Source organism: Pseudomonas azadiae (assembly GCF_019145355.1).
Classification (GTDB): Bacteria; Pseudomonadota; Gammaproteobacteria; order Pseudomonadales; family Pseudomonadaceae; genus Aquipseudomonas; species Aquipseudomonas azadiae.
In genome coordinates this window covers 630,936-655,183 of the sequence record NZ_JAHSTY010000002.1, presented here as the reverse complement: position 1 = coordinate 655,183, position 24,248 = coordinate 630,936, and the positions used below count along the sequence as shown (strand labels likewise).

Below are 24,248 nucleotides of genomic sequence, written 5' to 3'. Positions count from 1 at the left end.
TGAAGACAACATTCGCCGAAAATTCGAATTTCTCGTTAAGAGAACTCACAAATTTTACCTTAGCCTGATCCGTTACCAGTGAAAGTAACGTTCAGTCTATCTTTCTATCACATACCCAAATTTTTAAAGAACGATCTAATCAAAGACTAGAAATCAATATTCACTTCAGAATATTCATTTCTAAACTCTAACAGCAGAAGCAGTTAATGGTGGAGCCAAACGGGATCGAACCGTTGACCTCCTGCGTGCAAGGCAGGCGCTCTCCCAGCTGAGCTATGGCCCCATAACAAAATTGGTGGGTCTGGGCAGATTCGAACTGCCGACCTCACCCTTATCAGGGGTGCGCTCTAACCAACTGAGCTACAGACCCAATTTCGAGCGCAACTGATTAGCTTTGAGCTATCAGCTTGGAGCTTAAAGCTGCTTCTATCGTCTTCTTCAATGAATCAAGCAATTCGTGTGGGAACTTATGGAGCAGCTGATGTCGTCGATTAAGGAGGTGATCCAGCCGCAGGTTCCCCTACGGCTACCTTGTTACGACTTCACCCCAGTCATGAATCACACCGTGGTAACCGTCCTCCCGAAGGTTAGACTAGCTACTTCTGGTGCAACCCACTCCCATGGTGTGACGGGCGGTGTGTACAAGGCCCGGGAACGTATTCACCGCGACATTCTGATTCGCGATTACTAGCGATTCCGACTTCACGCAGTCGAGTTGCAGACTGCGATCCGGACTACGATCGGTTTTGTGGGATTAGCTCCACCTCGCGGCTTGGCAACCCTCTGTACCGACCATTGTAGCACGTGTGTAGCCCAGGCCGTAAGGGCCATGATGACTTGACGTCATCCCCACCTTCCTCCGGTTTGTCACCGGCAGTCTCCTTAGAGTGCCCACCATGACGTGCTGGTAACTAAGGACAAGGGTTGCGCTCGTTACGGGACTTAACCCAACATCTCACGACACGAGCTGACGACAGCCATGCAGCACCTGTCTCAATGTTCCCGAAGGCACCAATCCATCTCTGGAAAGTTCATTGGATGTCAAGGCCTGGTAAGGTTCTTCGCGTTGCTTCGAATTAAACCACATGCTCCACCGCTTGTGCGGGCCCCCGTCAATTCATTTGAGTTTTAACCTTGCGGCCGTACTCCCCAGGCGGTCAACTTAATGCGTTAGCTGCGCCACTAAGAGCTCAAGGCTCCCAACGGCTAGTTGACATCGTTTACGGCGTGGACTACCAGGGTATCTAATCCTGTTTGCTCCCCACGCTTTCGCACCTCAGTGTCAGTGTTGGTCCAGGTGGTCGCCTTCGCCACTGGTGTTCCTTCCTATATCTACGCATTTCACCGCTACACAGGAAATTCCACCACCCTCTACCACACTCTAGTCAGTCAGTTTTGAATGCAGTTCCCAGGTTGAGCCCGGGGATTTCACATCCAACTTAACAAACCACCTACGCGCGCTTTACGCCCAGTAATTCCGATTAACGCTTGCACCCTCTGTATTACCGCGGCTGCTGGCACAGAGTTAGCCGGTGCTTATTCTGTCGGTAACGTCAAAATTGCAGAGTATTAATCTACAACCCTTCCTCCCAACTTAAAGTGCTTTACAATCCGAAGACCTTCTTCACACACGCGGCATGGCTGGATCAGGCTTTCGCCCATTGTCCAATATTCCCCACTGCTGCCTCCCGTAGGAGTCTGGACCGTGTCTCAGTTCCAGTGTGACTGATCATCCTCTCAGACCAGTTACGGATCGTTGCCTTGGTGAGCCATTACCTCACCAACTAGCTAATCCGACCTAGGCTCATCTGATAGCGCAAGGCCCGAAGGTCCCCTGCTTTCTCCCGTAGGACGTATGCGGTATTAGCGTCCGTTTCCGAACGTTATCCCCCACTACCAGGCAGATTCCTAGGCATTACTCACCCGTCCGCCGCTCTCAAGAGAAGCAAGCTTCTCTCTACCGCTCGACTTGCATGTGTTAGGCCTGCCGCCAGCGTTCAATCTGAGCCATGATCAAACTCTTCAGTTCAAACATCTTTGGGTTTTTAAGAAACCCTAAACTTGGCTCAGCAATCGTTGGTTACATCTTTGATTTCTCGCGGAGTAACTTGTGATGCTGATAATCTTGTTGACTATCAGTCTGACTCCACAAGCACCCACACGAATTGCTTGATTCAGTTGTTAAAGAGCGGTTGGTTAAGATCTTTCGTCTCAACCGAGGCGCGCATTCTACAGCAGCCTCATTTGCTGTCAAGTGATTATTTTCAGAAGTTTTCGAAGAATTCTTCAACAACTTCAACCACTTGCGCTTCCGATCTCTCGTTAGCGGGAGGCGAATTCTACAGCGTTACACGCTGCTGTCAACACCTCTTTTTCTCCGCTTTCGACCGAGAAGATCGAAACGTTAATAGAGCCAAACAACACCGCTCTACCAACTCCTTCCAGGCTTCGATGAACTGAAGCAGGCCGCTGTCGAATCTCGCATAACTCTTTGTTTACCAAGGAGTTTTCCGTTTCGACTGCGCCGGAAGTGGGGCGAATTATAGACTTCCAGGATCTGGCGTCAACCCTTAATTCGGATTTTCTATCATCAGACTCAAGAATCCCAAAATCCACGCTCCGGTAGCTGTCGAAACGAATAATTGCGCAATATATTGCTCAACACTGAGCACTTGAGCATCATAGCGCCCACGCTTCTCTTAATATGACTTCGGACGAACACCCCAATGACCACCTCCTCCCGTAGCCTGGGTTCGACATTGTTCCCTGTCGGCCTGCTGCTGATCGCCATGGCTTCAATCCAGTCGGGCGCCTCCCTGGCCAAAAGCATGTTCCCCATCGTCGGCGCCCAGGGCACCACAGCCCTGCGCCTGATTTTCGCCAGCGTGATCATGCTGCTTCTATTACGTCCATGGCGGGCCAAGCTGACTGCCAGTTCCCTGCGCACCGTGATCATCTACGGGATGGCCCTGGGCGGCATGAATTTGCTCTTCTATATGTCCTTGCGCAGCGTGCCGCTGGGTATCGCGGTTGCCCTGGAATTCACCGGGCCGCTGGCCGTTGCGCTCTACGCCTCACGTCGAGTAGTAGATTTCCTGTGGATCGCCCTCGCCATCATCGGCTTGCTCTTGCTCATCCCCATGGGTGAAACCAGCAGCGGTATCGACTTGCTGGGCGCCGCCTATGCGCTGGGGGCGGGTGTCTGCTGGGCCCTCTATATTCTGTACGGTCAAAAGGCCGGTAATGACAACGGCGTTCAGACCGCCGCCCTTGGCGTGATGATCGCCGCGCTGTTCGTCGCGCCTGTGGGCATCGTGCATGCGGGCAGCGCCTTGCTGACGCTCGCCCTGATTCCGGTCGCCATCGCTGTCGCCATCCTGTCTACCGCCCTGCCCTACACCCTGGAAATGGTCGCCTTGACGCGGCTTCCCGCCCGCACCTTCGGTACGCTCATGAGCATCGAACCAGCTTTCGGCGCCCTCTCGGGCCTGTTCTTCCTGCACGAGCACCTGTCCCTGGCGCAATGGCTGGCAATTATTTGCATCATCCTGGCCTCGGTAGGTGCAACGGTAACGATGCGCAACGAGTCGAAGCCGTTGGTTCCAGCCGATTGAGATCTGTTTGAATGTAGCTCTGGCATTTGGCGCCCGTTTAGGCCATGTTTAAGCCGCAAACGAATGTCATTCATGGAGCATTTCGGCAAGGACTGCGCGAACGTTATACCCGAGAGCCAGTAGAGCCGGCTTCACGCTTTGCGAGGCTGCTATTAAGGAAAGGAATGAAGCGAATTTTGATACTGTTAATGGTCATCGCCATTGCTGGATGTGCTGCGACCACCAAAACAGAAGTAAAACGTGGCAAAAAAGGGCTGCATATCAATTGCTCCGGCCTGTCTTCTTCCTGGGAGCAGTGCTACACCAGTGCGACCAACTCGTGCGGTGCCAAGGGCTACCGGGTAATCGCAAAGTCCGGTGACAACTCCGAGGAGCCAGGCGACTACCCCTTCGGCCTCAACCCTGCCGGCTACACCAGCCGCAGCATGATCGTCATCTGTAAGTAAGTGTCCGAGCAGTCAATCCTTGACTGCTCAGATCAAAACTCCAGACACCCACCTTGCAAGCAATCAAATAGCCGCAGTACGAACCTGCAGCCACTCAAGTGCCGCACCGCTGAGCAAAGGGCTCAGGCGCTCGCGCACTTGGGCGTGGTACACGTTGAACCATTCACGCTCGTCGGCCGTGAGCAACGAAGGTTCCAGGCAGCGGGTGTCGATCGGGCACAAGGTCAGCGTTTCAAACTTGAGGAACTCACCGAACTCGGTCTTGCCGGCTTCGCGGTTCAGCACCAGGTTCTCGATGCGCACGCCCCAGCGTCCAGGACGATAAGTTCCGGGCTCAATGGAAGTAATCATCCCAGGTTGCATCGCCGTTTGCGGGGCAGTGGCCGCTTGATAGGCGATCACTTGCGGTCCCTCATGCACGTTAAGGAAATAGCCTACGCCGTGCCCGGTACCGTGGCCGTAATCCACGCCTTCGGCCCAGATCGGCGCGCGGGCAATCGCGTCCAGCAACGGCGACAAGATTCCTTTCGGGAAATGCGCACGGGACAAGGCAATAACGCCCTTGAGCACGCGGGTGCAGTCACGCTTTTGCTCTTCACTTGGCGTACCGATCGGCACCATCCGCGTGATATCCGTGGTGCCACCCAGGTACTGCCCGCCCGAGTCAATCAGCAGCAAGCCATCGCCTTCGATCAGCGCATGCTCTTCTTCAGTAGCGTGGTAATGCGGCATCGCACCGTTGGCGTTGTAAGCGGCAATGGTGTTGAAACTCAACGACACATAACCCGGGCGACGGGCGCGCGCAGCCGTCAAATGCTCGTCGATGGTCAATTCGGTAATGCGTTCACGACCCAGCGCGCTGTCCAGCCAGGCAAAGAATTCGCACAAGGCCGCGCCGTCCTGCTCCATGGAGTGGCGGATGTGCTCCGCATCGGCCAGGCTCTTGCGCGATTTGGCCAGTGTGGTCGGGTTGAGCCCTTCCACCCGCTTCACACCGCTATCGAGGTTGTCCAGCAACCCCGCCGTGACGCGAGCCGGGTCGACCTGCAAGCTCGCGCCCGGCGGCACGGCGCGCAACGCGTCCGCCACTTCGCTGTAGTCGCGCAGTGTCACGCCATCCTGCTCCAGCACGGCTCGCAGCTCAGCATCGACTTTGCTCAGCGCCACAAATAATGTGGCCTGCTGCTGACTGACCAGCGCAAACGACACAAATACCGGGTTGAACGACACATCAGCGCCGCGCAGGTTGAACAGCCAGGCGATGTCATCCAGGGTGGCGATGAAGTGCCAATCGGCATTCTTTTCTTTCAAAGCGGCGCGCAACGAAGCGAGTTTTTCAGTACGGCTGACCGTGGCCTGCGGTGGCAGATGCTGATAGATGGGTTGGTTCGGCAACGTCGGGCGGTCTTGCCAGACCTCACTTAGCAAGTCGATATCGGTACGCAACCGTGCACCGCGCTCCGCCAGCTTGCCGCCCAACGTTCGCGCGGAGGCCACGGCCATGACCGCACCGTCAACCGCCACTACGCCACCTTCCGGCGTTTGCTCGGCCAGCCACTCCAGCGGACCTGGCTGACCCGGTTGCAGCTTCACCAGTTGGATGCCGCTGCCCTTGAGTTCCTTGGTCGCCTGTTCCCAGTAACGGCTGTCGGCCCATACCCCGGCGAAATCCGCGGTGACAATCAGCGTTCCCACCGAACCATGAAACCCCGACAACCATTGCCGCCCCTGCCAGTACCCCGGCAAGTATTCAGACAAATGCGGGTCGGCCGACGGTACCAGCAGGGCGTGTATGCCCTCGCGGCGCATCAGTTCACGGGTGCGCGCCAGGCGCTGGGGAACCGTTCCAGGGGTCAAAGGCTGCGTACTCATTGTGTCTCCTGCTAACCACGACTAATTATTATGTGTTGCGATAGATGAATCAGACCGCCCAGAACGCCGGTGCGCTGGCAAGGGCCGCCTTGATCAATTGCACGGCCTGGTCGATATCCTGCTCAGTGGTATACCGGCCCAGGCTCAAGCGAATCGTACGCCCTGCGCTGCGCGCATCATGCCCCAGGGCGAGCAGCACATGGGACGGTGCATTGCTTGCCGAATTGCACGCCGAGGTGGCGGAAAACGCGATCCCGGCACTCAGTGCTGCGGAATTGAACTCGCCTTCGCCGAATGTGAGGCTCAGGGTGTGCGGGATACGTTGCGTAGCGCTGCCGTTGAGGCGCACACCGGGAACCGATGCCAACTGATCCAACAGGCGCTGCCGCAAGGCGACGATCTGTGCCTTCTCTTCAGCAAACGACGCCGCCGCCAAGGCAAACGCCGCGCCCATGCCGGCAATTTGATGGGTTGCCAAGGTGCCGGAGCGCAGGCCGCCTTCATGGCCGCCCCCGTGGATCTGCGCCAGGACTTTCTGCTGCGCACGCGGCCCGACATATAAAGCGCCGATACCTTTGGGGCCATAGAGCTTGTGGGCGGAAAACGACATCAAGTCCACCGGCCACTGCGCCAGGTCGATTGCCACCTTGCCCGCGCCTTGCGCCGCGTCCACATGCAACAACGCACCCTGCTCACGCACCCGCGCGCCGATGGCAGGGATATCGTTGAGGGTGCCCAGTTCGTTATTCACCAGCATCAGCGACACCAGAAAGGTGTCCTCACGCAGCGCCTCGCTGACCGCCTCGACACTGATCAATCCTTCCGCATCCGGTACCAGGTAGGTCACGGCCACGCCAGCTTCCTGCAACTGCCGCGCGGTATCCAACGTGGCCTTGTGTTCGATCTGGCTGGTAATGATATGCCCACCCGTGACGCCTCGCGCCTGGGCCACGCCCTTGATCGCAAGGTTGTTCGACTCCGTGGCGCCGGAGGTCCAGACGATGTGTTCAGGGTTGGCACCGACCAACTCGGCCACCTGGCGACGCGCCTGTTCAACCGTTTGCCGGGCCGCTTGGCCGAACGCATGGGAACTGGACGCGGGATTACCGAAATTGGCGTTAAAACCCAGACACTCGACCATCACCTGGATGACCCGCTCGTCCACCGGGGTAGTAGCGGCGTAGTCGAAATATAACGGACGTTTCTTCATGAGGTTAAAAACTCGCAGGGCAGGTTCCCGAGAGCAGCGTCTCAGGGGCACGGACCGGGACAGAGGTTGTCAGGTTTAACCGATCGAATGCCATTAAAGAAGGGCAACTTTATGAAAATGTGCGTAGGAACGCTCCTGAAATTCAGCTTAACAGGCTGAAGTCACGCCATGGAAAACAAAAAACCCGAGGTTCCTCTGGGAAGCCTCGGGCTTTTTGCCGCTGGGCAAAGGCTCAACTGGGGCGGCCGTGCAGGGTTACGCTGCGCTCGGCGTTCATTTCACCCTGGCGATCAAAGCCGAAAGGCTTCTGAGGCTGGCCGGTCAGCGCGGCACGCTGCTGTTGATATTCGTCAAACGACAAGCCGCGCCGGCTCAACGCTTCCAGCGCCAACTGTTTGGTTTCTTCTACCGTGTAGGGGCGCAACTCCGGCGCAGGGTGGGTTGCACACCCGGCGAGGACTGAGCTGACAATCAATAAGGAAACAGCGAGGAATCGGTTCATGGCGGTGGCCCTGCAAAGGTGGTGTCGAGTCAATGAACACAGGCTACTCCCGACCTTACAGCGTGAAAAATCACCTCCCGTGATAGTTGCTATCAACCGCAAGAGCACCCTTGATAGCCCAATAGTTATATTTCTTTATGATCTATAAATATGGTAATACGTTCATTTACGGAATAAATCTAAGTCTCTATAAAGGGCGCTGCACCCAACGGTAATGTTGCCCCGGCAACAGCCCTCGAACACATCATCAGGCAGATTGACCAGAGAGGTGCCCATGCAGCTTCTGACCCTACCGCCCTCGCCCGCCCTCGCGACGTCGATCCGCGCCACGGCGCAGGTTTTCGAAGACCCGAAATCCCAGGCGCTGCTCGACCATATCCAGCAAGTGGCCCCCAGCGAAGCCAGCGTACTGATCATCGGCGAGACCGGCACCGGTAAAGAGCTGGTGGCGCGCCATATCCATAACCTCAGCACGCGGCACAACCGGCCGTTCGTGGCGGTGAACTGCGGTGCCTTCTCCGAATCCCTGGTGGAAGCCGAGCTGTTCGGCCATGAAAAAGGCGCGTTTACCGGCGCGCTCAGTGCCAAGGCGGGGTGGTTCGAAGAGGCCGACGGCGGCACCTTGTTCCTCGATGAGATCGGCGATTTGCCAATGCCGATCCAGGTCAAGCTGCTGCGTGTGCTACAGGAGCGCGAGGTCGTGCGCCTGGGTTCGCGCAAGAGCATCCCGATTGATGTGCGGGTGCTTGCCGCCACCAACGTGCAACTGGAAAGAGCCATCAATGCCGGGCATTTCCGTGAAGACCTCTATTACCGTCTCGACGTGGTGAGCCTGGAACTCAGCCCGCTGCGCGAGCGCCCCGGCGATATCCTGCCGCTGACCCGGCACTTTATCGAAGCCTACAGCCGGCGCCTGGGCTATGGCCCGATCACCCTGAGCCGCGACGCCGAGCACAAACTCAAGCACTACAGCTGGCCGGGCAATATCCGCGAGCTGGAAAACGTGATTCACCACACCCTGCTGATTTGCCGCCACGGTGTGATCGAACGTGACGACTTGCGCCTGTCGAACCTGCGCATCGAGCGTCAGGACGACAGCCAGCACGCCGCCGACAACAGCGCCGAAGCGCTGCTGGCCCGCGCGTTCCAGAAACTGTTCGAGGAACAGGCCGGGGCCCTGCACGAAAAAGTCGAAGACGCCTTGTTACGCGCGGCCTATCGCTTCAGCCATTACAACCAGGTGCACACCGCCAACCTGCTGGGCTTGAGCCGCAACGTCACGCGCACCCGCCTGATCAAGATCGGCGAGCTGGCGGTGAACAAGCGTCGCCCCGGCGAAAACCTGCAAGGCGAGCGCATGTTGCATTTATCCGTTTAGGCGGCAGTGCAATGCGTCGTCATGACTGCGTTCGAAGCTGCGCAGCACCTGGAACGAATCAAAGGTCACGGCCTTGGCCTGATGGGCGCGAATCAGCGTCCAGAAATCTTCCTCGCCGTGCTCGAAGCACTTGAAGGCTGCCTCGCCCTCTTCACGCGAGCGCCATTGCAGGTAGTTGAGCACCCGGCGCCCATCTTCGCTGACCTGCACACTCGCGTTGATAAAACCGCCATGGCCCTGGGCCAAGCGTTCGCTTTGGAGGGTCAAGGCCGCCACCAGGGCGAACTGTTGCCGGGGTTCGACCTGAAACTCGATCAACTGAGTGAAGCTCCGATTCTTCTCTGATACCTGCATGAACCCTCCCGTTTCTCTGTAGGCAAAATCTTGCGATTCGATGCCACGCAGGGTAAAACCTCTAGTTAAGTCAAGGTCAAGCGCTGTCAGGGAGTTTTTGCATGATTACCAAAGAACTCACCGTCGGCCAATTGGCCGCCCGCAGTGGCGTAGCCGTGACGGCCCTGCACTTCTACGAGGCCAAGGGGCTGATCAAGAGCAACCGCAACGCGGGAAACCAACGGCGTTATCCACGGGATGTGTTGCGCCGCGTGGTGGTGATCAAGATCGCCCAGCGCCTGGGCATTCCGCTGGCGACGATTGGCGAAGCGTTGCGCGCGTTGCCGGACGCACGCACACCCACTGCCCAGGATTGGAAGCGTTTGTCGGCGTTGTGGCGCGAAGACCTGGATGAGCGCATCAACAAGCTGATGCTGCTGCGCGACAAGCTCAATGGCTGTATCGGCTGCGGGTGCTTGTCGATGGAGGCGTGCCCGTTGCGCAATCAGGACGATCGGCTCGGGGAACGCGGGCCTGGGGCTCAGTTGCTTGAGCCCACTCCACAACCATGAGTGATAGCGAATCAACAAGGGCGCCCCATCACCCCGCGAAGCTCCTACACACTTCATGAACACCCGCTCCACGTTTTCACCCTTGCCCCGAACGCCGCGTGATTCCAGGATGCAAGCACTCATCACAAGGAGTCATTCCATGTTCGCCGGATTCCAAAAAGACCAGTGCCACGTCAATGGCGTCAGCATCAGCTACCGCCAAGGCGGTACGGGGCCCGGTCTGCTCCTGCTGCACGGGCACCCTCAAACCCACATCATCTGGCACAAAGTCGCCGAACAACTGGCTGAACACTTCACCGTGGTGGCAGCCGACCTGCGCGGCTATGGCGATAGCAGCAGGCCGCCCGCCAATGACCACAACACAAACTATTCAAAGCGAGAGATGGCGCGCGACGGCGTCCAATTGATGAAGGCCCTGGGCTTCGAGCAGTTCGATGTGCTGGCCCACGACCGTGGCGCCCGGGTGGCCCATCGCCTGGCCCTGGACCACCCGGCCGCGGTGCAACGCATGGTGCTGCTGGATATCGCCCCCACCCTGTCGATGTACGCGCAAACCGACCAGGCTTTTGCCCGCGCTTACTGGCACTGGTTCTTCCTGATCCGCCCGGCACCGCTGCCCGAAGCGCTGATCGAAAGTAACCCTGAACTGTACCTGCGCAGCGTGATCGGCAGCCGCAGCGCCGGGCTCAAGCCGTTCACCGATGAGGCCTTCGCCGAATACCTGCGTTGCCTGAAACTGCCGGGCAGCGCCACCGGCATTTGTGAGGACTACCGCGCCGCTGCCGGGATCGACCTTCAACATGACCAGGCGGACATCGACGCCGGCCATCACCTGACCCTGCCGCTGCTGGTGATGTGGGGCGCCGAAGGCACTGTCGGCCGCTGTTTCGAGCCGCTCAAGGAGTGGCAGAAAGTCGCCACCGACGTGCGCGGCAAGGCCCTGCCGGCCGGCCACTATATTGCCGAAGAAGCCCCCGAGTTGTTGCTTGGCGAAGTCCTGGCCTTCCTTCGCTGAGCCCGCTTTCCAAACCAGGCAACCCATGACCAGACCCACCCGCCTCGCAGGCTGCCACCGGCCCGCGACGGGTTCGCTTTGCCCAACATCACGTCTCGAGATAATAACAATGACAATCAGAAAACTGCTGGGAACCCTATACATACAGGTGCTGATCGCTATCGCACTGGGTGTGTTGATCGGCCATCAATGGCCGCAGATCGGCATCGATCTCAAGCCCCTAGGCGACGGTTTCATCAAGTTGATCAAGATGATCATCGGCCCGATCATTTTCTGCACGGTGGTCTCCGGCATCACCAGCATGCACGATGTAAAACAAGTAGGCCGGGTCGGCGGCAAGGCGCTGCTGTACTTCGAAGTGGTCTCGACCATCGCCTTGTTGATCGGGATCCTCGCGGCGCACCTGCTGCATCCGGGGGTGGGCTTCAATATCGATGTCAAAACCCTCGACAGCTCCGCCATCGCCGGCTTTGTCGGCCAGGCCGAACATGGCGAAGGCATCACCGGGTTCCTGTTGCATGTGATCCCTGCGACGTTTTTCGATGCATTTTCCAAGGGCGAAATCCTGCCGGTGCTGTTCGTCTCCGTGCTGTTTGGCGTCGGCCTGGTGATGGTCGGTGAAAAGGGCCGACCGTTGGTGGGTGTGATCAACCAGGCCAGCGAAGTGTTCTTCCGGATTGTCGGCATCATCAGCCGGGTCGCGCCGATCGGCGCCTTTGGCGCCATCGCGTTCACCATCGGTAAATACGGTGTGGGCTCGCTGCTGCCGCTGCTGAAACTGGTGGGCACCTTCTACATCACCGCGTTCTTTTTTGTCGCCGTGGTGTTGGGCAGCATTGCCCGCTACGCCGGGTTCAGCATTTTCAAGTTGATGGGCTATATCAAGTCGGAGTTGATGATCGTGCTGGGCACCAGTTCGTCGGAGTCGGCGCTGCCGCAATTGATCCAGAAACTCGAAAGCCTGGGCGCCTCCAAGGGTGTGGTGGGCATCGTGGTGCCGACCGGCTATACCTTCAACCTGGACGGTACCAACATCTATATGACCCTGGCGGTGCTGTTTCTGGCCCAGGCCACCAATATCCATTTGCCGCTGGAGCAGCAGCTGACCCTATTGGCGGTGGCCATGCTGACGTCCAAGGGCGCGGGTGCGGTGGTGGGCGCGGGGTTCGTGGCGCTGGCGGCGAGCCTGGCAGTGGTGCCGACCGTGCCGGTGGCGGCGATGGTGCTGATCCTGGGCGTGGACCGGTTCATGGCCGAGTGCCGCTCGCTGACCAATATCATCGGCAATGCCGTCGCTGCCCTGGTGGTAGCGGCCTGGGAAGGTGAACTGGACCGCGAGAAAATGGCCCCCATCGCACTCAAGCGTGGCCGGCATGCTCGGGCGGCCGCCCGAGCCAAGACCGTTGCCGAGTAACCGAATACGCCCAGGCGCGCCGGAAGGCACGCCGATCCGGTGCTATTCTGGCGGCTCATGCCGCCACGCCTGTTTCTGATGACTCACAAGAAAGATACCGTGCCCCTACCCGAAGACCTGCGGGTGTTCCTCACCGTGATCCGCAAGGCCGGCTTCGCAGCGGCGGCCGATGAACTTGGCCTGTCGCCCGCGTATGTCAGCAAGCGCATCCAGATCCTGGAGACCACCCTGGCCACCCGTCTGTTGCACCGCACCAGTCGGCGCATCGCCCTGACCGAAGACGGCGAACGGGTGCAGCGCTGGGCAGTGCGTATCCTGGAAGATTTCCAACAACTCTCGGATGAGCTCAGCGACGCTCATGACAGCCCGCGCGGCCGCTTGCACCTGTGCAGCAGCTTCGGTTTCGGACGCAACCATGTGGCCCCTGCCGTGTCGTTACTGGCGCAACAGTACCCGGACCTGGAAATCCGCCTGGACCTGTTTGATCGTGTGGTGGATATCGTCAGCGAAGGTTTCGACCTGGAGATCCGCGTGGGCGACGACATTCCCGGCCAGCACATCGGCCGCCGCCTGGTGAGCAACCGTCGCGTGCTGTGCGCCGCGCCGGCTTATCTGGAGCGCCGAGGCACGCCGCAGCAACTGAGCGACCTGGAGCAACACGACTGCCTGGTCCTCAAGGAGCGCGATAACGCGTTTGGCATCTGGAACCTGGAACACGAGGGTGCTGCGCAAAGCGTGCGCGTACGAGGGCCACTGTCGTCGAACAACGGCGAGATTGTGCTGCGGTGGGCACTGGACGGGCGCGGCGTATTACTGCGTTCGATGTGGGATGTGAAGCCGCTGTTGGAGCAAGGCAAGCTGGTGCAGGTACTGCACGGTTACACCCAGAGCGCCAACGTGTGGGCGGTGTACCCGACACGGTTGGCGTATTCCGGAAAGCTGAGGGCGTGTGTGGAGTTTCTGCAGGAGCACTTCAAGGGGTTGTCGATCTAGCATCGCTCCTGATTGGAATGGGCTCCCACAATTTGAACCGCAGTGTCAGCTGAGCCAGGGGTTAGCCTGGAGGTGCCTACGTTCGAACGTTTTGATTTGCTCACTGCGCTGCAACGTGCTGCCGATGGCGTCCAGCCCGAGCAACAGCACCGTCTTGCGCAGCGTATCGAGCTGAAACGGGATCACCTGACCTTCGGCCAAACGAATCTGCTGGGCTTCAAGATCGATACTGATCTGAGCCTGCTCAGCCTGGCTGACGGTCTTGCCCAACTGCTGCAACACCGCCTCGTCCAAGGTGATCAACAACACCCCGTTTCGCTGGCAGTTGTCATAGAAAATCCCGGCGAAGCTGCTGCCGATCAACGCGCGGATGCCCATCTGCTTCAAGCCCCACACCGCGTGCTCGCGGCTGGAACCGCAACCGAAATTCGCCCCTACCACCAAAAACTTCGCACCCTGCCAGGCCGGCTGGTTCAGCACGAACGCGGGGTTCGGCTCGCCGGATGCCAAAAAGCGCAGGTCGAAGAACAACCCACGGTCCAGGCCGTTGCGGTCGATGCCCTTGAGAAACTGCTTGGGCATGATCACATCGGTGTCGATATTCGCCGCCAGCATCGGCGCGGCCTTGCCGGTGACCAGGGTGAACGGTTGCAGGCTCATGGGCGCTCTCCAAATTGGCGGATATCAGTAAGCCGGCCGGTAATGGCAGCGGCGGCGACCATCGCGGGGCTCATCAGGTGAGTGCGCGCACCCGCGCCCTGGCGGCCTTCGAAATTGCGGTTGGTGCTGGAAGCGCAGCGGTCACCGGCGGCCAGCACGTCGTCGTTCATCGCCAGGCACATCGAGCAGCCCGACTGGCGCCATTCAAAGCCGGCTTCGATAAAAATCGCCGCCAACCCTTCGGCTTCGGCCTGGTCGCGCACTTCAGTGGAACCCGGCACGATCATCGCCCGTACGTGCTTGGCCACCTGCCTGCCGCGCACCACGCTGGCGGCGTCGCGCAGGTCTTCGATGCGAGCGTTGGTGCAGGAACCGATAAATGCGTGGCTGATAACGATATCGCTCAGCGGCATGCCGGCTTCCAGGCCCATGTAATCGAGGGCCCGGCGCATGTCCTGGCGCAGGATCAGGTCGCTGACATCCTGCGGGTCGGGCACGCGGGCGCCAATGGCCGCGGCCTGATCGGGGCTGGTGCCCCACGTGACCATCGGCTCCACAATGCGGGCGTCGAGCTGCACCTCCCGGTCGAACACCGCATCGGCGTCCGAATGCAGCTGGCGCCAGCCTGCCAGTGCCTGATCCCACTGCGCGCCTTCGGGTGCGCGGGGCTTACCCTTGAGGTAGGCGAAGACTTTTTCGTCGGGGGCCATGAACGCGCCGCGCGCACCGGCCTCCACCGCCATGTTGCAGATGGTCATACGCGCCTCGACGCTCAGCGCATCGATGGTGGAGCCGCGAAACTCAATGGCGTAGCCGGTTGCTCCCGAGGCGCCGATCTTACCGATCAGCGCCATGATCACGTCCTTGGACGTCAGGCCGGGCGCCAGGTCGCCATCCACGCTCACGCGCAAGGTCTTCAGGCGCTTGTAGACCAGGGTCTGGGAGGCCAGCAGGTGTTCGATTTCCGAGGTACCGATACCAAAACCAAAGGCACCAAGGGCGCCGTAGGTGGTGGTGTGGCTGTCGCCGGCGGCGATCATCATGCCCGGCAGGATAAAGCCCTGTTCCGGCGCGATCACGTGCTCAATGCCTTGGCGCTTGTCGAGGATGTCCAGCAGCTCGATGCCGAAATCCCGGCAGTTCTCGGCCAGGTATGACACTTGCCGCGCCCCACCGGCATCGGGCATGGCCGCAATACGCTTGGGCGTGGTCGGGTTCACGTGATCAACCACCGCCAGCGCGGTGCCCGGGCGCCACACGGTGCGCCCGGCCTCACGCAAACCGCTGAAGGCCTGGGGGCTGGTGTATTCGTTGATCACTTGGCGGTCTATATAAAGCAGGACATGGCCTTGGTCATCCAGGGGACACACCGTGTGGGAATCGATGTGTTTGTCGTACAGGGTTCTGGCAGTCATCTTTGCTGGACTCACTTGGGTAGGCGCTCGCTCAACGGTATGAGCCCATCCTACGTAGCGCCCAAGCGCCATCAATGGCGCTTGGGTGATGGCTAGGAACATGTTTCGTGTTCGATCAGGGCGTTAAAGCGCCCTGAATGTGGACCTGAAACATTTTCTTTCATATCAGGGTTAGGGATTTCTCATTCTCATCCGTCTTAACTTAGATACAGCCCGTCGCGTCAGCAAAAGCTACGACTGGCCTTTTCCGGGCCTTCACTGCCCCCTCCGATCAAGACCCTCACTCACATGTCGAAGAAGTCACGCTCCAAACTCTGGTTTCTCGTCCATAGCTGGTTGGCATTGCCCATCTGGTTCTTTGTACTGATCGTCTGCGTCACCGGCACCCTGGCGGTCGTCAGCCAGGAGATCGTCTGGCTGGCCAACCCGGATATCCGCGCGAGCAAGCCGACGGATGATGCCGAGCCGCTGAGCTATGACCAGGTAATCGCCGCCATCAAGCGCGATGAACCCCAGGTGTTCGTCCAGTCGATCAGCCGTCCCGACGAATCGCATTTCGCCCTCAGCGTCGACCTGAGCTACCCCGACGGGCGTTCCGTCGAGGTCTACGTCAACCCCTACACCGGGGCGATCCAAGGCATCAGCCCGTCATTCGACTTCAAGGCATTTACCCGCGCGCTGCATGGCTGGTGGCTGGTGCCCTTCACCAATGGCTACAGCTGGGGCTGGTACCTGGTCTCGGCGCTCGGCATTCCACTGCTGGCATCGCTGGTGACCGGGCTGGTGGTGTACAAGCGTTTCTGGAAGGGCTTCCTGCGCCCTACCTTGCGCGTGCGCCATGGCGCGCGGATCTTCTGGGGCGACTTCCACCGTTTGAGCGGCATCTGGTCGATCTGGTTTATCGCAGTGATTTCCGTCACCGGCATCTGGTTCCTGATCCGGGCGATCCTGGGCGACAACCAGATCTCGATTTCAACCGAGCCCGTCATCCCGGTGATTGCCCGGGAGAAGGTGCCCCTGTCGGCGCCGGGCGTGCCAGCACCGATGATTGCGGTGGACGAGGCCATCCGGATCGCCACCCAGCGCATCCCGGGTCTGGAGGCGAGTTTCATCAGTCTGCCGCTCAACGCGTACAGCCACCTGCAGATCGGCGGGCGGGGCTGGTACCCCTTGATGTTCCAGACCGCGCAGATCAACCCCTATGACGGTGAAGTCGCCGCGGCGCACCTGCTGTCCGACCGTTCGAAGCTGGAGTTCGTCACCGAATCCATGCGCCCGCTGCACACCGGCGACTTTGGCGGGCTGTGGATCAAACTGATCTGGGCGTTCTTCGGGCTGATCATGAGCATGATGGTGTTGAGCGGCCTGCTGATCTGGACCAAGCGCACCGCACTGGCCACGCTCAACGCCTTCAAGCGCGAAACGAAGGCACAACACACGCCGGCGTCCATCCCGGCGATGCGGGCAGAAACCTCGGAGGCCAACCCATGAACAAGGCCGCTGCTGCAAAGCCATCCCCGCTGCGAGCGTTCTGGCTGAAATGGCGTTTTCACATCAACGTACTGTTGTTGCTGGTACCCCTGGGCTTCATGCCCAAGTACTTCGCCGATGCCGCGCTGTTTCGTGGCGATACCGGCATCGGCGAGCGCGTGGCCGGGCAAGTGCAGGTCGGACCCTGGAGCCTGACCCTCGCGGAATTTCGCAATGAGGGGCCGCGCCCCGACCCGGCCGGCCCGATGAAGTTTTTCAACGCAGCCCTGTGCGACGCCTGCGCCGACCAGGTCAAGGCTACCTATCTGCGTATTGGCAAGCCGCGCAGCCTGCGCGCCGCCGGGGTGATCTTCTTCGGCACGCCGTACCGCATGGGCGCGGGCCTGCCGATTCCAGAACGCACGCCGGCCGACGCCGAACTGTGGGTGACCATGGAAGGCTGGGACGGCGCCATGCACCAGGGTTCCATCCCGCTGAGCCAGGCCTCGCCTGCCACTATTGCCTGGCTGAACAAGCAAGGAGTTAAACCATGACTTTGATGCGCCTGACCCGCGCCGGTGCCGTCCTGTTGATCGGCGCCGGGTTCAGTACCGTCGCCCTCGCACACAACCCGATGTGCGAGTGCAAGGAAATCCCCGGCGAGCAGATCCAGTGCAAAGGCGGCTTCTCTGACGGCAGCGGCGCGCCCGGTGTGACCCTGGACGTGATCGGCTACGACGAAACCATCCTGGTGCCCGGCAAGCTTGGCGAGGATTCGACGCTGACGTTCAAGAAACCGTCCGCCGAGTTCTACGTGCTGTTCGATGCAGGCCCAGGCCACGTCGTGGAAATCGACCAGGCGGATATCCAGCCACAATGACTACCACCCAGGTTGTACGCCCCGCGGGTGCCGGTCACGAAACCCTCTACGTCCTGCTGCTGTGCCTGATCATCCTGGCGGTGGCTGGCACGGTGGTGGCCTTGCACGGAGAAACCCGGGAAGTTGCTACCGTGCCCAGTCACCAGCTGGACGCCCGACGCGACCTGAGCGCCGCCGAGCAAGGCATTTACGCCGACCTGCGCGTGACCCTGGATGAAATCCAGCTGTTGCAGCAGGAGCAAAACGCACTGCCGACCCCGGCGCAACTGGCCGAAGAAGGCTTTGCGCCGTTTGCCCAGGACGCCAGCTCGGTCAGCCGTGGCAATCACCGCTGGCAGCTGCTGGAACCCTCGGCCTACCTGGGTTTGAGCCAAGTGCCCGCCACCAGTGGCTCGCTGCTCATGCGCGTGCACGGTGCCGAGCCGGATATCTGGCTCAATCGCCAAGCCAACCTGGCCGCCCCCTCCGACCTCTCTGACCAGGCGCTGATCGCAGCCGGCTGGCAGCAGGTGGTCGCGCAATTCGATGCCGGCGTCACCCGCCAGCACCGTCACTGAACGAGAAGACCGATTGCCCATGTCTATTTCATCGCCCCTGTTGCGCCTGTTGCTGGTTGGCCTGTTCAGCCTGATGCTCGCTCCCCTGGCCAATGCCGAACAGGCCAAACGCCTGCGCATCGGCATTACCCTGCACCCTTATTACAGCTACGTGGCCAATATCGTCGGCGACAAGGCTGAAGTGGTGCCGCTGATTCCGGCCGGTTTCAACCCACATGCCTATGAGCCACGCGCCGAAGACATCAAGCGCATCGGCACACTGGACGTAATCGTGCTCAACGGCGTCGGCCATGACGACTTCGCCGACCGCATGATTGCGACCAGCGAACGCCCGGACATCCCGGTCATCGAGGCCAACGCCAATGTGCCGCTGCTGGCCGCCACCGGTAACGCCGCACGCGGCGCGGGCAAGGTGGTCAACCCGCATACGTTCCTGTCGATCAGCGCATCGATTGCCCAGGTCAACAACATTGCCCGCGAATTGGGCAAGCTCGACCCGGACAACGCCAAGACCTACACCCAGAACGCCCGCGCCTATGGCAAGCGCCTGCGCCAGATGCGTGCCGATGCCCTGGCCAAGTTGACCAGCGCACCCAACCCGGACCTGCGCGTGGCCACCGTGCACGCGGCCTATGACTACCTGCTGCGTGAATTCGGCCTGGAAGTCACCGCCGTGGTCGAACCGGCCCACGGGATCGAACCCAGCCCCAGCCAGTTGAAAAAAACCATCGATGAGCTGCGCGCTCTGGACGTGAAGGTGATCTTCTCGGAGATGGACTTCCCGTCCACCTATGTCGACACCATCCAGCGTGAGTCCGGGGTCAAGCTGTACCCGCTGTCGCATATTTCCTACGGCGAATACAGCGCCGAAAAATACGAAGTGGAAATGACCGGCAACCTCAACACCGTGGTACGCGCGATCCAGGAGTCGGGAGCATGACGGCAGCGCAACAACTGCAGGCGGTCAGCGTCGGCCCGGCCCTGGCATTCGACAACGTGTCGCTGACCCTGGGTCGCACGGTGATCCTCGACCAGGTGAGTTTCCAGGTGCAGCCGGGCAGCATCCATGCGCTGGTGGGCCCCAACGGTGGCGGTAAAAGCTCGCTGATCAAGACGCTGCTGGGGCAAACACCGCACCAGGGACGGTTGAGCCTGCACTGGCCAACCACGCCCGGCACCATCGGTTATGTGCCCCAGGCCCTGGAATTCGACCGTGGCTTGCCGATGACCGTCGATGATTTCATGGCTGCCATGTGCCAGCGGCGTCCGGCGTTTCTTGGCCTGTCCAGGCATTACGCCGGTGCGATTGGCGAGGCGCTGGAGCGCGTTGGCATGCAGGACAAACGCAAGCGGCGCATGGGCGCGTTGTCCGGCGGTGAACGCCAGCGCGTGCTGCTGGCCCAGGGGCTGATCCCGGCGCCGCAGTTGCTGGTGCTGGATGAACCGATGTCGGCGCTGGACGAAGCCGGTATCCAAGTGTTCGAGCGTTTGCTGAATGACTGGCGACTGGCCGGGATCACCGTGCTGTGGATCGAGCATGACCTGGAAGCCGTAGGCCGCCTGGCCGACCGCGTCACGGGCCTGAACCGCCGCGTATTGTTCGACGCCACGCCCAAAGAGGCGCTGACCCCGGATCGCCTGCTGAGCCTGTTCTCCACCCACCCTCGGAGCCCGGCGCAATGACTTATGAAGCCTTTCGCTTGATGGTCCAGGGCTGGGCCTCTTCCGGTTACCTGCCGGAGGCGCTGGCCTATGGTTTTGTGGTCAACGCTTTGCTCGCCGGTTTGCTGATCGGCCCCGTGCTGGGCGGCTTGGGAACCCTGGTGGTGGTCAAGCGCTTCGCGTTTTTTTCCGAAGCGGTCGGTCATGCCGCGCTGACCGGCGTGGCCGTGGGCATCCTGTTGGGCGAACCCTATACCGGGCCCTATGGCAGCCTGTTCGGCTACTGCCTGCTGTTCGGCATCTTGCTCAACTACTTGCGCAACCGCACGGGCCTGGCGCCGGACACCTTGATCGGCGTGTTCCTGTCGGTGTCGCTGGCGTTGGGTGCGAGCCTGCTGCTGATCCTGGCGGGCAAGATCAACGTGCATATCCTCGAAAACGTACTGTTTGGCTCGGTGTTGACGGTCAACGGCAACGATCTGCTGGTGCTCGCAATCGTCGGTTCACTGGTGATGGCCCTGGCCTTGCCGCTGTACAACCGCATCATGCTGGCCAGCTTCAACCCGCAACTGGCGGCGGTGCGAGGGGTGGCGGTGAAAACCCTGGACTACCTGTTCGTGATCCTGGTGACACTGATCACCGTCGCGGCGGTCAAGGTGATCGGCGCGATCCTGGTGGGTGCGTTGCTGGTGATTCCGGCTGCGGCGGCACGCCTGTTGAGTCAGTCGCTCAAGGGGTTCTTCTGGGTATCGGTGGTAATTGCCACGGTCAGCACCCTGTGCGGGATCCTGCTGCCGATCATCTTCGACCTGCCCATCCCGTCCGGCGCCGCGATCATTCTGGTTGCCGGTATCGCCTTCGCACTGGCCGCCATCGCGCGCGGCACGGTGCCCAGCCTCAAAGGGAATCTTGGATAATGCGCCCTGCAATTCGACCATTGGCCCTGGCCATCGCTTGCTTGATCAGCACCTCGGCACTGGCTGTCGAAGGATCGGAGCCCCTCAAGATCCATCAGGGGCTGGGCCATGCCGCACTGAGCAAGGCCAAGTCGGTAAAACCGGTGAAAGTTCTGGCGTCGCTGCCAATCACCTACGGCCTGGCCGAGGTGCTGCTCAAAGGCACCGACGTTCAACTTGAACGCGCCGCACCGGCCAACCTGCCCGGTTCGCGGCAGGTGTCCTACTTCACCGGGCGGGGTGCGCCAGCGTTGAGCACATTGGCGCTCGACGCCGACGCCGCCATCGGCCTGCGCTCGCTGTGGGCCGATGACCCGCTGTACCCGGTGGCGCGACGCAGCAATATCCGCATTGTTGAAGTCGACGCCGCGCGCCCGGTGGACGGCGGTTTGCCGGGCATTGCAGTACAGCCAGGCGTCAGCGATGGCCTGAACAGCCAGCCCTGGCAATCGAGCAACAACATGGGGCGCATGGCCGATGTGCTGGCCGCTGACCTGAGCCGCCTGGCGCCCGCCGCCAAGCCGAAGATCGACGCCAACCTCGCCGCCCTCAAGCAGCGCCTGCTCAAGCTCAGCGCCGACAGCGAAGCGCGCCTGGCGAAGGCGGATAACCTGAGTGTGCTCAGTTTGAGTGATCACTTTGCGTATCTGGTCAGCAGCCTGAACCTGGAGCTGGTCAGCACCGATGCGCGACCCGATGCCGAATGGACGCCCGAGGCGCTGCAGAAGCTCAGCACAGAGCTGAAGGACAACGAGGTGGCGGTGGTATTGCATCACCGTCAACCGAGTGACGCGGTGAAAGCCGCTGTCACGGCCGGTGGTGCGCAGTTGCTGGTATTGAATGTGGACGGTGCGACGCCTGTGACAGAGCTGGAAACCAATGTGGATCAGGTGATCAAGGCGCTGATGCCGTAGGCAATGTGGGAGCTGGCTTGTCGGATCGCCGCACCGCTGCGATGGCATCGACTCGGTGCACCTGATGTACCGAGGTGCCCGCATCGCAGGCAAGCCAGCTCCCACATTGGGCCTCGGCACATCTAGTAAATGCTGTTAAATCACATCCACACCCACATGAATCGCATCATGCCGCCAGAACTCCAGGTCGCAGTCGATCAACCGCTGATGCTGGTCATAGTTGACCCGGGCTATCCGCAAGCCCGGGCTGCCCACCGACACGCGCAACGCAGCCGCCGCTTCCACCGGCAGTGACGTCGGCACGATCTCAAAACGCACCCGCCCATAGTGCAAGTCGTACTTGCGCGCATACAGCTCCGTCATCGACTGATTCAAATCGCACGCCAGGATGCCCGGAAAATACTGCGGGTTCAGGTAGTGCTCCACGTACAGCACCAAGCGCCCATCGATGCGCCGACCCCGGCAAATCTGGATCACGCTGGACAACGCCGGCAACTGCAGCCATGCACACACCGCCGCCGAAGCCGGCTGCAGCCGCGCGCTGATCACTTCAGTGGACGCCACACGCCCCTGGTCACTCACCATCGCGTGAAAGTGGCTGCGCTGCATCAGGTTGTAGGCCAGCCGCGGCGGCGAGACAAACCAGCCGCGACGTTCCTCCCGATAGATCTGCCCCTGGGCCTCAAGTTGTAACAAGGCTTCCCGCACGGTAATGCGGGTGGTACCGAACAACTCGCTGAGCTTGCGCTCGGCGGGCAGCTTGCTGGCAGGCGCCAACAAGCCGTGGTCGATCTGCTCTTGCAGCGCCAGGCCAATGGATGTCACCGCCTTGATTGCCTCATCGCGCATCAATGTTACCTATCTGGACTAGACCAGCACCGATCAGGTGCACAAACCGCGCCGTAACTGGGCTTGCACTGCTGCGTGCCAGCCTAGGCATTGCAGATGACCGACAGATGACAACCCCTGCCGCCCCCCTGCAGCACACGTTGCAATACATCGGCCAAGTCCAACCCCAGCGGGCCCTTGAGCATGGTCTACGCTGAGCCTGCGCTTAACGATTTCACGGCTTTGAAAACGACATCGACATGAAACTGTCATCCATCCCGTCTAGATTGGCTCAGGTATTGCTCTGACCTAGACCAACAACACCGCCTGAATAAACGCCGCGTTGAAAACGCCCAAAGGAGCTTCGGATGAAACAGCTTTTCCTGGCATCACTGTTAGGCTCGACCATTGCCATGTGCACCGCCGCCATGGCCGCTGATACCGATCTAAAAACCTTGGAAGCCGCCGCGAAAGCGGAAGGCGCCGTCAACAGCGTCGGCATGCCCGATGACTGGGCCAACTGGAAAGGCACCTGGGAAGACCTGGCCTCCAAGTACGGCCTCAAGCACATGGACACCGACATGAGCTCGGCCCAGGAAATCGCCAAGTTCAAAGCGGAAAAAGACAACGCCAGCGCCGATATCGGCGACGTGGGCGCAGCATTCGGCCCGATTGCGGTGAAGCAGGAGGTGACCCAGCCTTACAAACCGTCCACCTGGGCTTCGGTGCCGGATTGGGCAAAAGACAAGGACGGTCACTGGGCCCTGGCCTACACCGGTACCATCGCGTTCATCGTCAACAAGAAGCTGCTGCACGGCTCCGAAGTTCCCACCAGTTGGGCCGACCTGCTGACCGGCAAATACAAGGTGTCCGTAGGTGATGTGAGCACCGCGGCCCAGGCCTCCAACGGCGTACTCGCCGCGGCCATTGCCAATAAAGGCGACGAGAAGAACATCGCCCCAGGCCTGCAATTCTTCACCAAGATCGCCCAGCAAGGCCGTCTCGGGCTGTCCAACCCGACCATCGCGACCCTGGAAAAAGGCGAAGTCGAAGTGGGTATCGTCTGGGACTTCAACGGCCTGAGCTACAAGGCCAAGATGGCCAACCCGGATGACTACGTGGTGCTGATCCCATCGGATGGTTCGGTGAAATCCGGCTACACCACCATTATCAATAAATACGCCAAGCACCCGAACGCCGCCAAGCTGACCCGCGAATACATTTTCAGCGATGCCGGCCAGCTCAACCTGGCGAAGGGTAATGCACGTCCGATCCGCGCCGAAACCGACCTGAAACTGCCGGCCGATATCGCCAAAAACCTGATCCCGGGCGAGCAATACACCAAGGCCAACCCGCAGCCGATCAAGGATGCCGATGCCTGGGAAGCGACGTCCAAGAAGTTGCCGCAGTTGTGGAACGAGCAGGTCATTGTAGAGATGAAGTAATCAGGCTCCCGGCCTGAAATGCAGTCAGTGTGGGAGCTGGCTTGCCTGCGATAGCGGTCTGACGTTCAACCTCTGTGTCGACTGATGCACCGCCATCGCAGGCAAGCCAGCT

The 24,248-nt window shown here is 60.3% G+C and carries 23 protein-coding genes, 2 tRNA genes and 1 rRNA gene; 16 read left to right on the top strand and 10 right to left on the bottom strand.

Annotation, left to right across the window (positions count from 1 at the left end):
• Positions 1–207 precede the first annotated feature (207 nt).
• The 3 genes from KVG91_RS19450 to KVG91_RS19440 all read right to left on the bottom strand — a co-directional run bounded on the left by KVG91_RS19450 (position 208) and on the right by KVG91_RS19440 (position 2,029).
• Positions 208–283: transfer RNA gene (locus tag KVG91_RS19450), tRNA-Ala, on the bottom strand.
• Positions 284–293: 10 nt separating this feature from the next.
• A tRNA-Ile gene (locus tag KVG91_RS19445) sits at positions 294–370 on the bottom strand.
• Positions 371–492: 122 nt separating this feature from the next.
• Positions 493–2,029, bottom strand: a 16S ribosomal RNA gene (locus KVG91_RS19440).
• Between the two features lie 697 nt (positions 2,030–2,726).
• Between KVG91_RS19440 and rhtA the strand changes: the two genes are divergently transcribed.
• Positions 2,727–3,614, top strand: coding sequence for a threonine/homoserine exporter RhtA (gene rhtA / locus KVG91_RS19435; protein WP_169375414.1), 888 nt, complete (start codon positions 2,727–2,729; stop codon positions 3,612–3,614).
• 164 nt (positions 3,615–3,778) lie between these two features.
• Positions 3,779–4,060, top strand: coding sequence for a hypothetical protein (locus tag KVG91_RS19430; RefSeq protein WP_169375415.1), 282 nt, complete (start codon positions 3,779–3,781; stop codon positions 4,058–4,060).
• 63 nt (positions 4,061–4,123) lie between these two features.
• On the opposite strand, the gene KVG91_RS19425 is transcribed toward KVG91_RS19430, so the two are convergent.
• From KVG91_RS19425 to KVG91_RS19415, 3 genes are all read right to left on the bottom strand, one after another.
• Positions 4,124–5,932 (bottom strand): aminopeptidase P family protein, encoded by a 1,809-nt coding sequence (locus KVG91_RS19425; protein WP_169375416.1) that lies wholly within the window; start codon positions 5,930–5,932, stop codon positions 4,124–4,126.
• 49 nt (positions 5,933–5,981) lie between these two features.
• A complete protein-coding gene (locus KVG91_RS19420; protein WP_169375417.1) occupies positions 5,982–7,142 on the bottom strand; it encodes a cysteine desulfurase family protein in 1,161 nt (386 codons plus the stop codon).
• A 232-nt stretch (positions 7,143–7,374) separates the two neighbouring features.
• Positions 7,375–7,644 carry a hypothetical protein gene (locus tag KVG91_RS19415; protein ID WP_169375418.1) on the bottom strand — a complete coding sequence of 90 codons (270 nt, stop codon included), beginning with the start codon at positions 7,642–7,644 and terminating at the stop codon, positions 7,375–7,377.
• 274 nt (positions 7,645–7,918) lie between these two features.
• On the opposite strand from KVG91_RS19415, the gene KVG91_RS19410 reads away from it, so the two are divergent.
• On the top strand, positions 7,919–9,022 hold the full coding sequence (locus KVG91_RS19410; RefSeq protein WP_169375419.1) for a sigma-54 interaction domain-containing protein: 1,104 nt from the start codon (positions 7,919–7,921) through the stop codon (positions 9,020–9,022).
• Here the strand turns inward: KVG91_RS19410 and KVG91_RS19405 are convergent.
• Positions 9,011–9,376, bottom strand: coding sequence for an antibiotic biosynthesis monooxygenase (locus tag KVG91_RS19405; RefSeq protein WP_169375420.1), 366 nt, complete (start codon positions 9,374–9,376; stop codon positions 9,011–9,013). The two genes, KVG91_RS19410 and KVG91_RS19405, sit on opposite strands and share 12 nt — an antisense overlap.
• Positions 9,377–9,477: 101 nt before the next feature.
• Here KVG91_RS19405 and soxR point away from each other — a divergent pair, with 101 nt between their 5' ends.
• The 4 genes from soxR (at position 9,478) to KVG91_RS19385 (ending at position 13,349) form a co-directional block, all read left to right on the top strand.
• Positions 9,478–9,927 carry a redox-sensitive transcriptional activator SoxR gene (gene soxR, locus KVG91_RS19400; RefSeq protein ID WP_169375421.1) on the top strand — a complete coding sequence of 150 codons (450 nt, stop codon included), beginning with the start codon at positions 9,478–9,480 and terminating at the stop codon, positions 9,925–9,927.
• A 139-nt stretch (positions 9,928–10,066) separates the two neighbouring features.
• The gene (locus KVG91_RS19395; protein WP_169375422.1) at positions 10,067–10,942 is read left to right on the top strand and encodes an alpha/beta fold hydrolase; all 876 of its coding nucleotides are present in this window, start codon (positions 10,067–10,069) and stop codon (positions 10,940–10,942) included.
• Between the two features lie 109 nt (positions 10,943–11,051).
• The gene (locus KVG91_RS19390) at positions 11,052–12,356 is read left to right on the top strand and encodes a dicarboxylate/amino acid:cation symporter (protein WP_169375423.1); all 1,305 of its coding nucleotides are present in this window, start codon (positions 11,052–11,054) and stop codon (positions 12,354–12,356) included.
• A gap of 78 nt (positions 12,357–12,434) precedes the next feature.
• Positions 12,435–13,349, top strand: a complete 915-nt coding sequence (locus tag KVG91_RS19385) for a LysR substrate-binding domain-containing protein (RefSeq protein WP_217894927.1) — start codon at positions 12,435–12,437, stop codon at positions 13,347–13,349.
• 45 nt (positions 13,350–13,394) lie between these two features.
• Here KVG91_RS19385 and leuD read toward each other — a convergent pair whose 3' ends face one another.
• A complete protein-coding gene (gene leuD, locus KVG91_RS19380; RefSeq protein ID WP_169375425.1) occupies positions 13,395–14,009 on the bottom strand; it encodes a 3-isopropylmalate dehydratase small subunit in 615 nt (204 codons plus the stop codon).
• Entirely contained in the window at positions 14,006–15,424 is a 1,419-nt protein-coding gene (gene leuC / locus KVG91_RS19375) for a 3-isopropylmalate dehydratase large subunit (protein ID WP_169375426.1), read from the bottom strand. Before leuC ends, leuD begins: the two co-directional genes overlap by 4 nt.
• A gap of 288 nt (positions 15,425–15,712) precedes the next feature.
• Here leuC and KVG91_RS19370 point away from each other — a divergent pair, with 288 nt between their 5' ends.
• Genes KVG91_RS19370 through KVG91_RS19335 form a run of 8 tightly spaced genes read left to right on the top strand, consistent with a single transcriptional unit; the run spans position 15,713 to position 21,863 of the window.
• The gene (locus tag KVG91_RS19370; protein ID WP_169375427.1) at positions 15,713–16,915 is read left to right on the top strand and encodes a PepSY-associated TM helix domain-containing protein; all 1,203 of its coding nucleotides are present in this window, start codon (positions 15,713–15,715) and stop codon (positions 16,913–16,915) included.
• Positions 16,912–17,448, top strand: a complete 537-nt coding sequence (locus KVG91_RS19365) for a thiamine pyrophosphate-binding protein (RefSeq protein ID WP_169375428.1) — start codon at positions 16,912–16,914, stop codon at positions 17,446–17,448. Before KVG91_RS19370 ends, KVG91_RS19365 begins: the two co-directional genes overlap by 4 nt.
• The gene (locus tag KVG91_RS19360) at positions 17,445–17,774 is read left to right on the top strand and encodes a hypothetical protein (protein ID WP_169375429.1); all 330 of its coding nucleotides are present in this window, start codon (positions 17,445–17,447) and stop codon (positions 17,772–17,774) included. Before KVG91_RS19365 ends, KVG91_RS19360 begins: the two co-directional genes overlap by 4 nt.
• A complete protein-coding gene (locus tag KVG91_RS19355; protein ID WP_169375430.1) occupies positions 17,771–18,331 on the top strand; it encodes a DUF6162 family protein in 561 nt (186 codons plus the stop codon). The genes KVG91_RS19360 and KVG91_RS19355 overlap by 4 nt, the downstream gene beginning before the upstream one ends.
• Before the next feature lie 19 nt (positions 18,332–18,350).
• Entirely contained in the window at positions 18,351–19,271 is a 921-nt protein-coding gene (locus tag KVG91_RS19350; RefSeq protein WP_169375431.1) for a metal ABC transporter substrate-binding protein, read from the top strand.
• Positions 19,268–20,014 (top strand): metal ABC transporter ATP-binding protein, encoded by a 747-nt coding sequence (locus KVG91_RS19345; protein ID WP_169375432.1) that lies wholly within the window; start codon positions 19,268–19,270, stop codon positions 20,012–20,014. Before KVG91_RS19350 ends, KVG91_RS19345 begins: the two co-directional genes overlap by 4 nt.
• Positions 20,011–20,910, top strand: coding sequence for a metal ABC transporter permease (locus KVG91_RS19340; protein WP_169375433.1), 900 nt, complete (start codon positions 20,011–20,013; stop codon positions 20,908–20,910). Before KVG91_RS19345 ends, KVG91_RS19340 begins: the two co-directional genes overlap by 4 nt.
• Positions 20,910–21,863: a metal ABC transporter solute-binding protein, Zn/Mn family gene (locus tag KVG91_RS19335; RefSeq protein ID WP_169375434.1), complete on the top strand. Its 954-nt coding sequence runs from the start codon at positions 20,910–20,912 to the stop codon at positions 21,861–21,863. Before KVG91_RS19340 ends, KVG91_RS19335 begins: the two co-directional genes overlap by 1 nt.
• Before the next feature lie 135 nt (positions 21,864–21,998).
• Here KVG91_RS19335 and KVG91_RS19330 read toward each other — a convergent pair whose 3' ends face one another.
• On the bottom strand, positions 21,999–22,712 hold the full coding sequence (locus KVG91_RS19330; RefSeq protein WP_169375435.1) for a UTRA domain-containing protein: 714 nt from the start codon (positions 22,710–22,712) through the stop codon (positions 21,999–22,001).
• A gap of 347 nt (positions 22,713–23,059) precedes the next feature.
• Between KVG91_RS19330 and KVG91_RS19325 the strand changes: the two genes are divergently transcribed.
• Complete coding sequence (locus tag KVG91_RS19325) at positions 23,060–24,136, top strand: ABC transporter substrate-binding protein (protein WP_169375436.1); 1,077 nt, start codon at positions 23,060–23,062, stop codon at positions 24,134–24,136.
• The last annotated feature ends 112 nt before the right edge of the window (positions 24,137–24,248 follow it).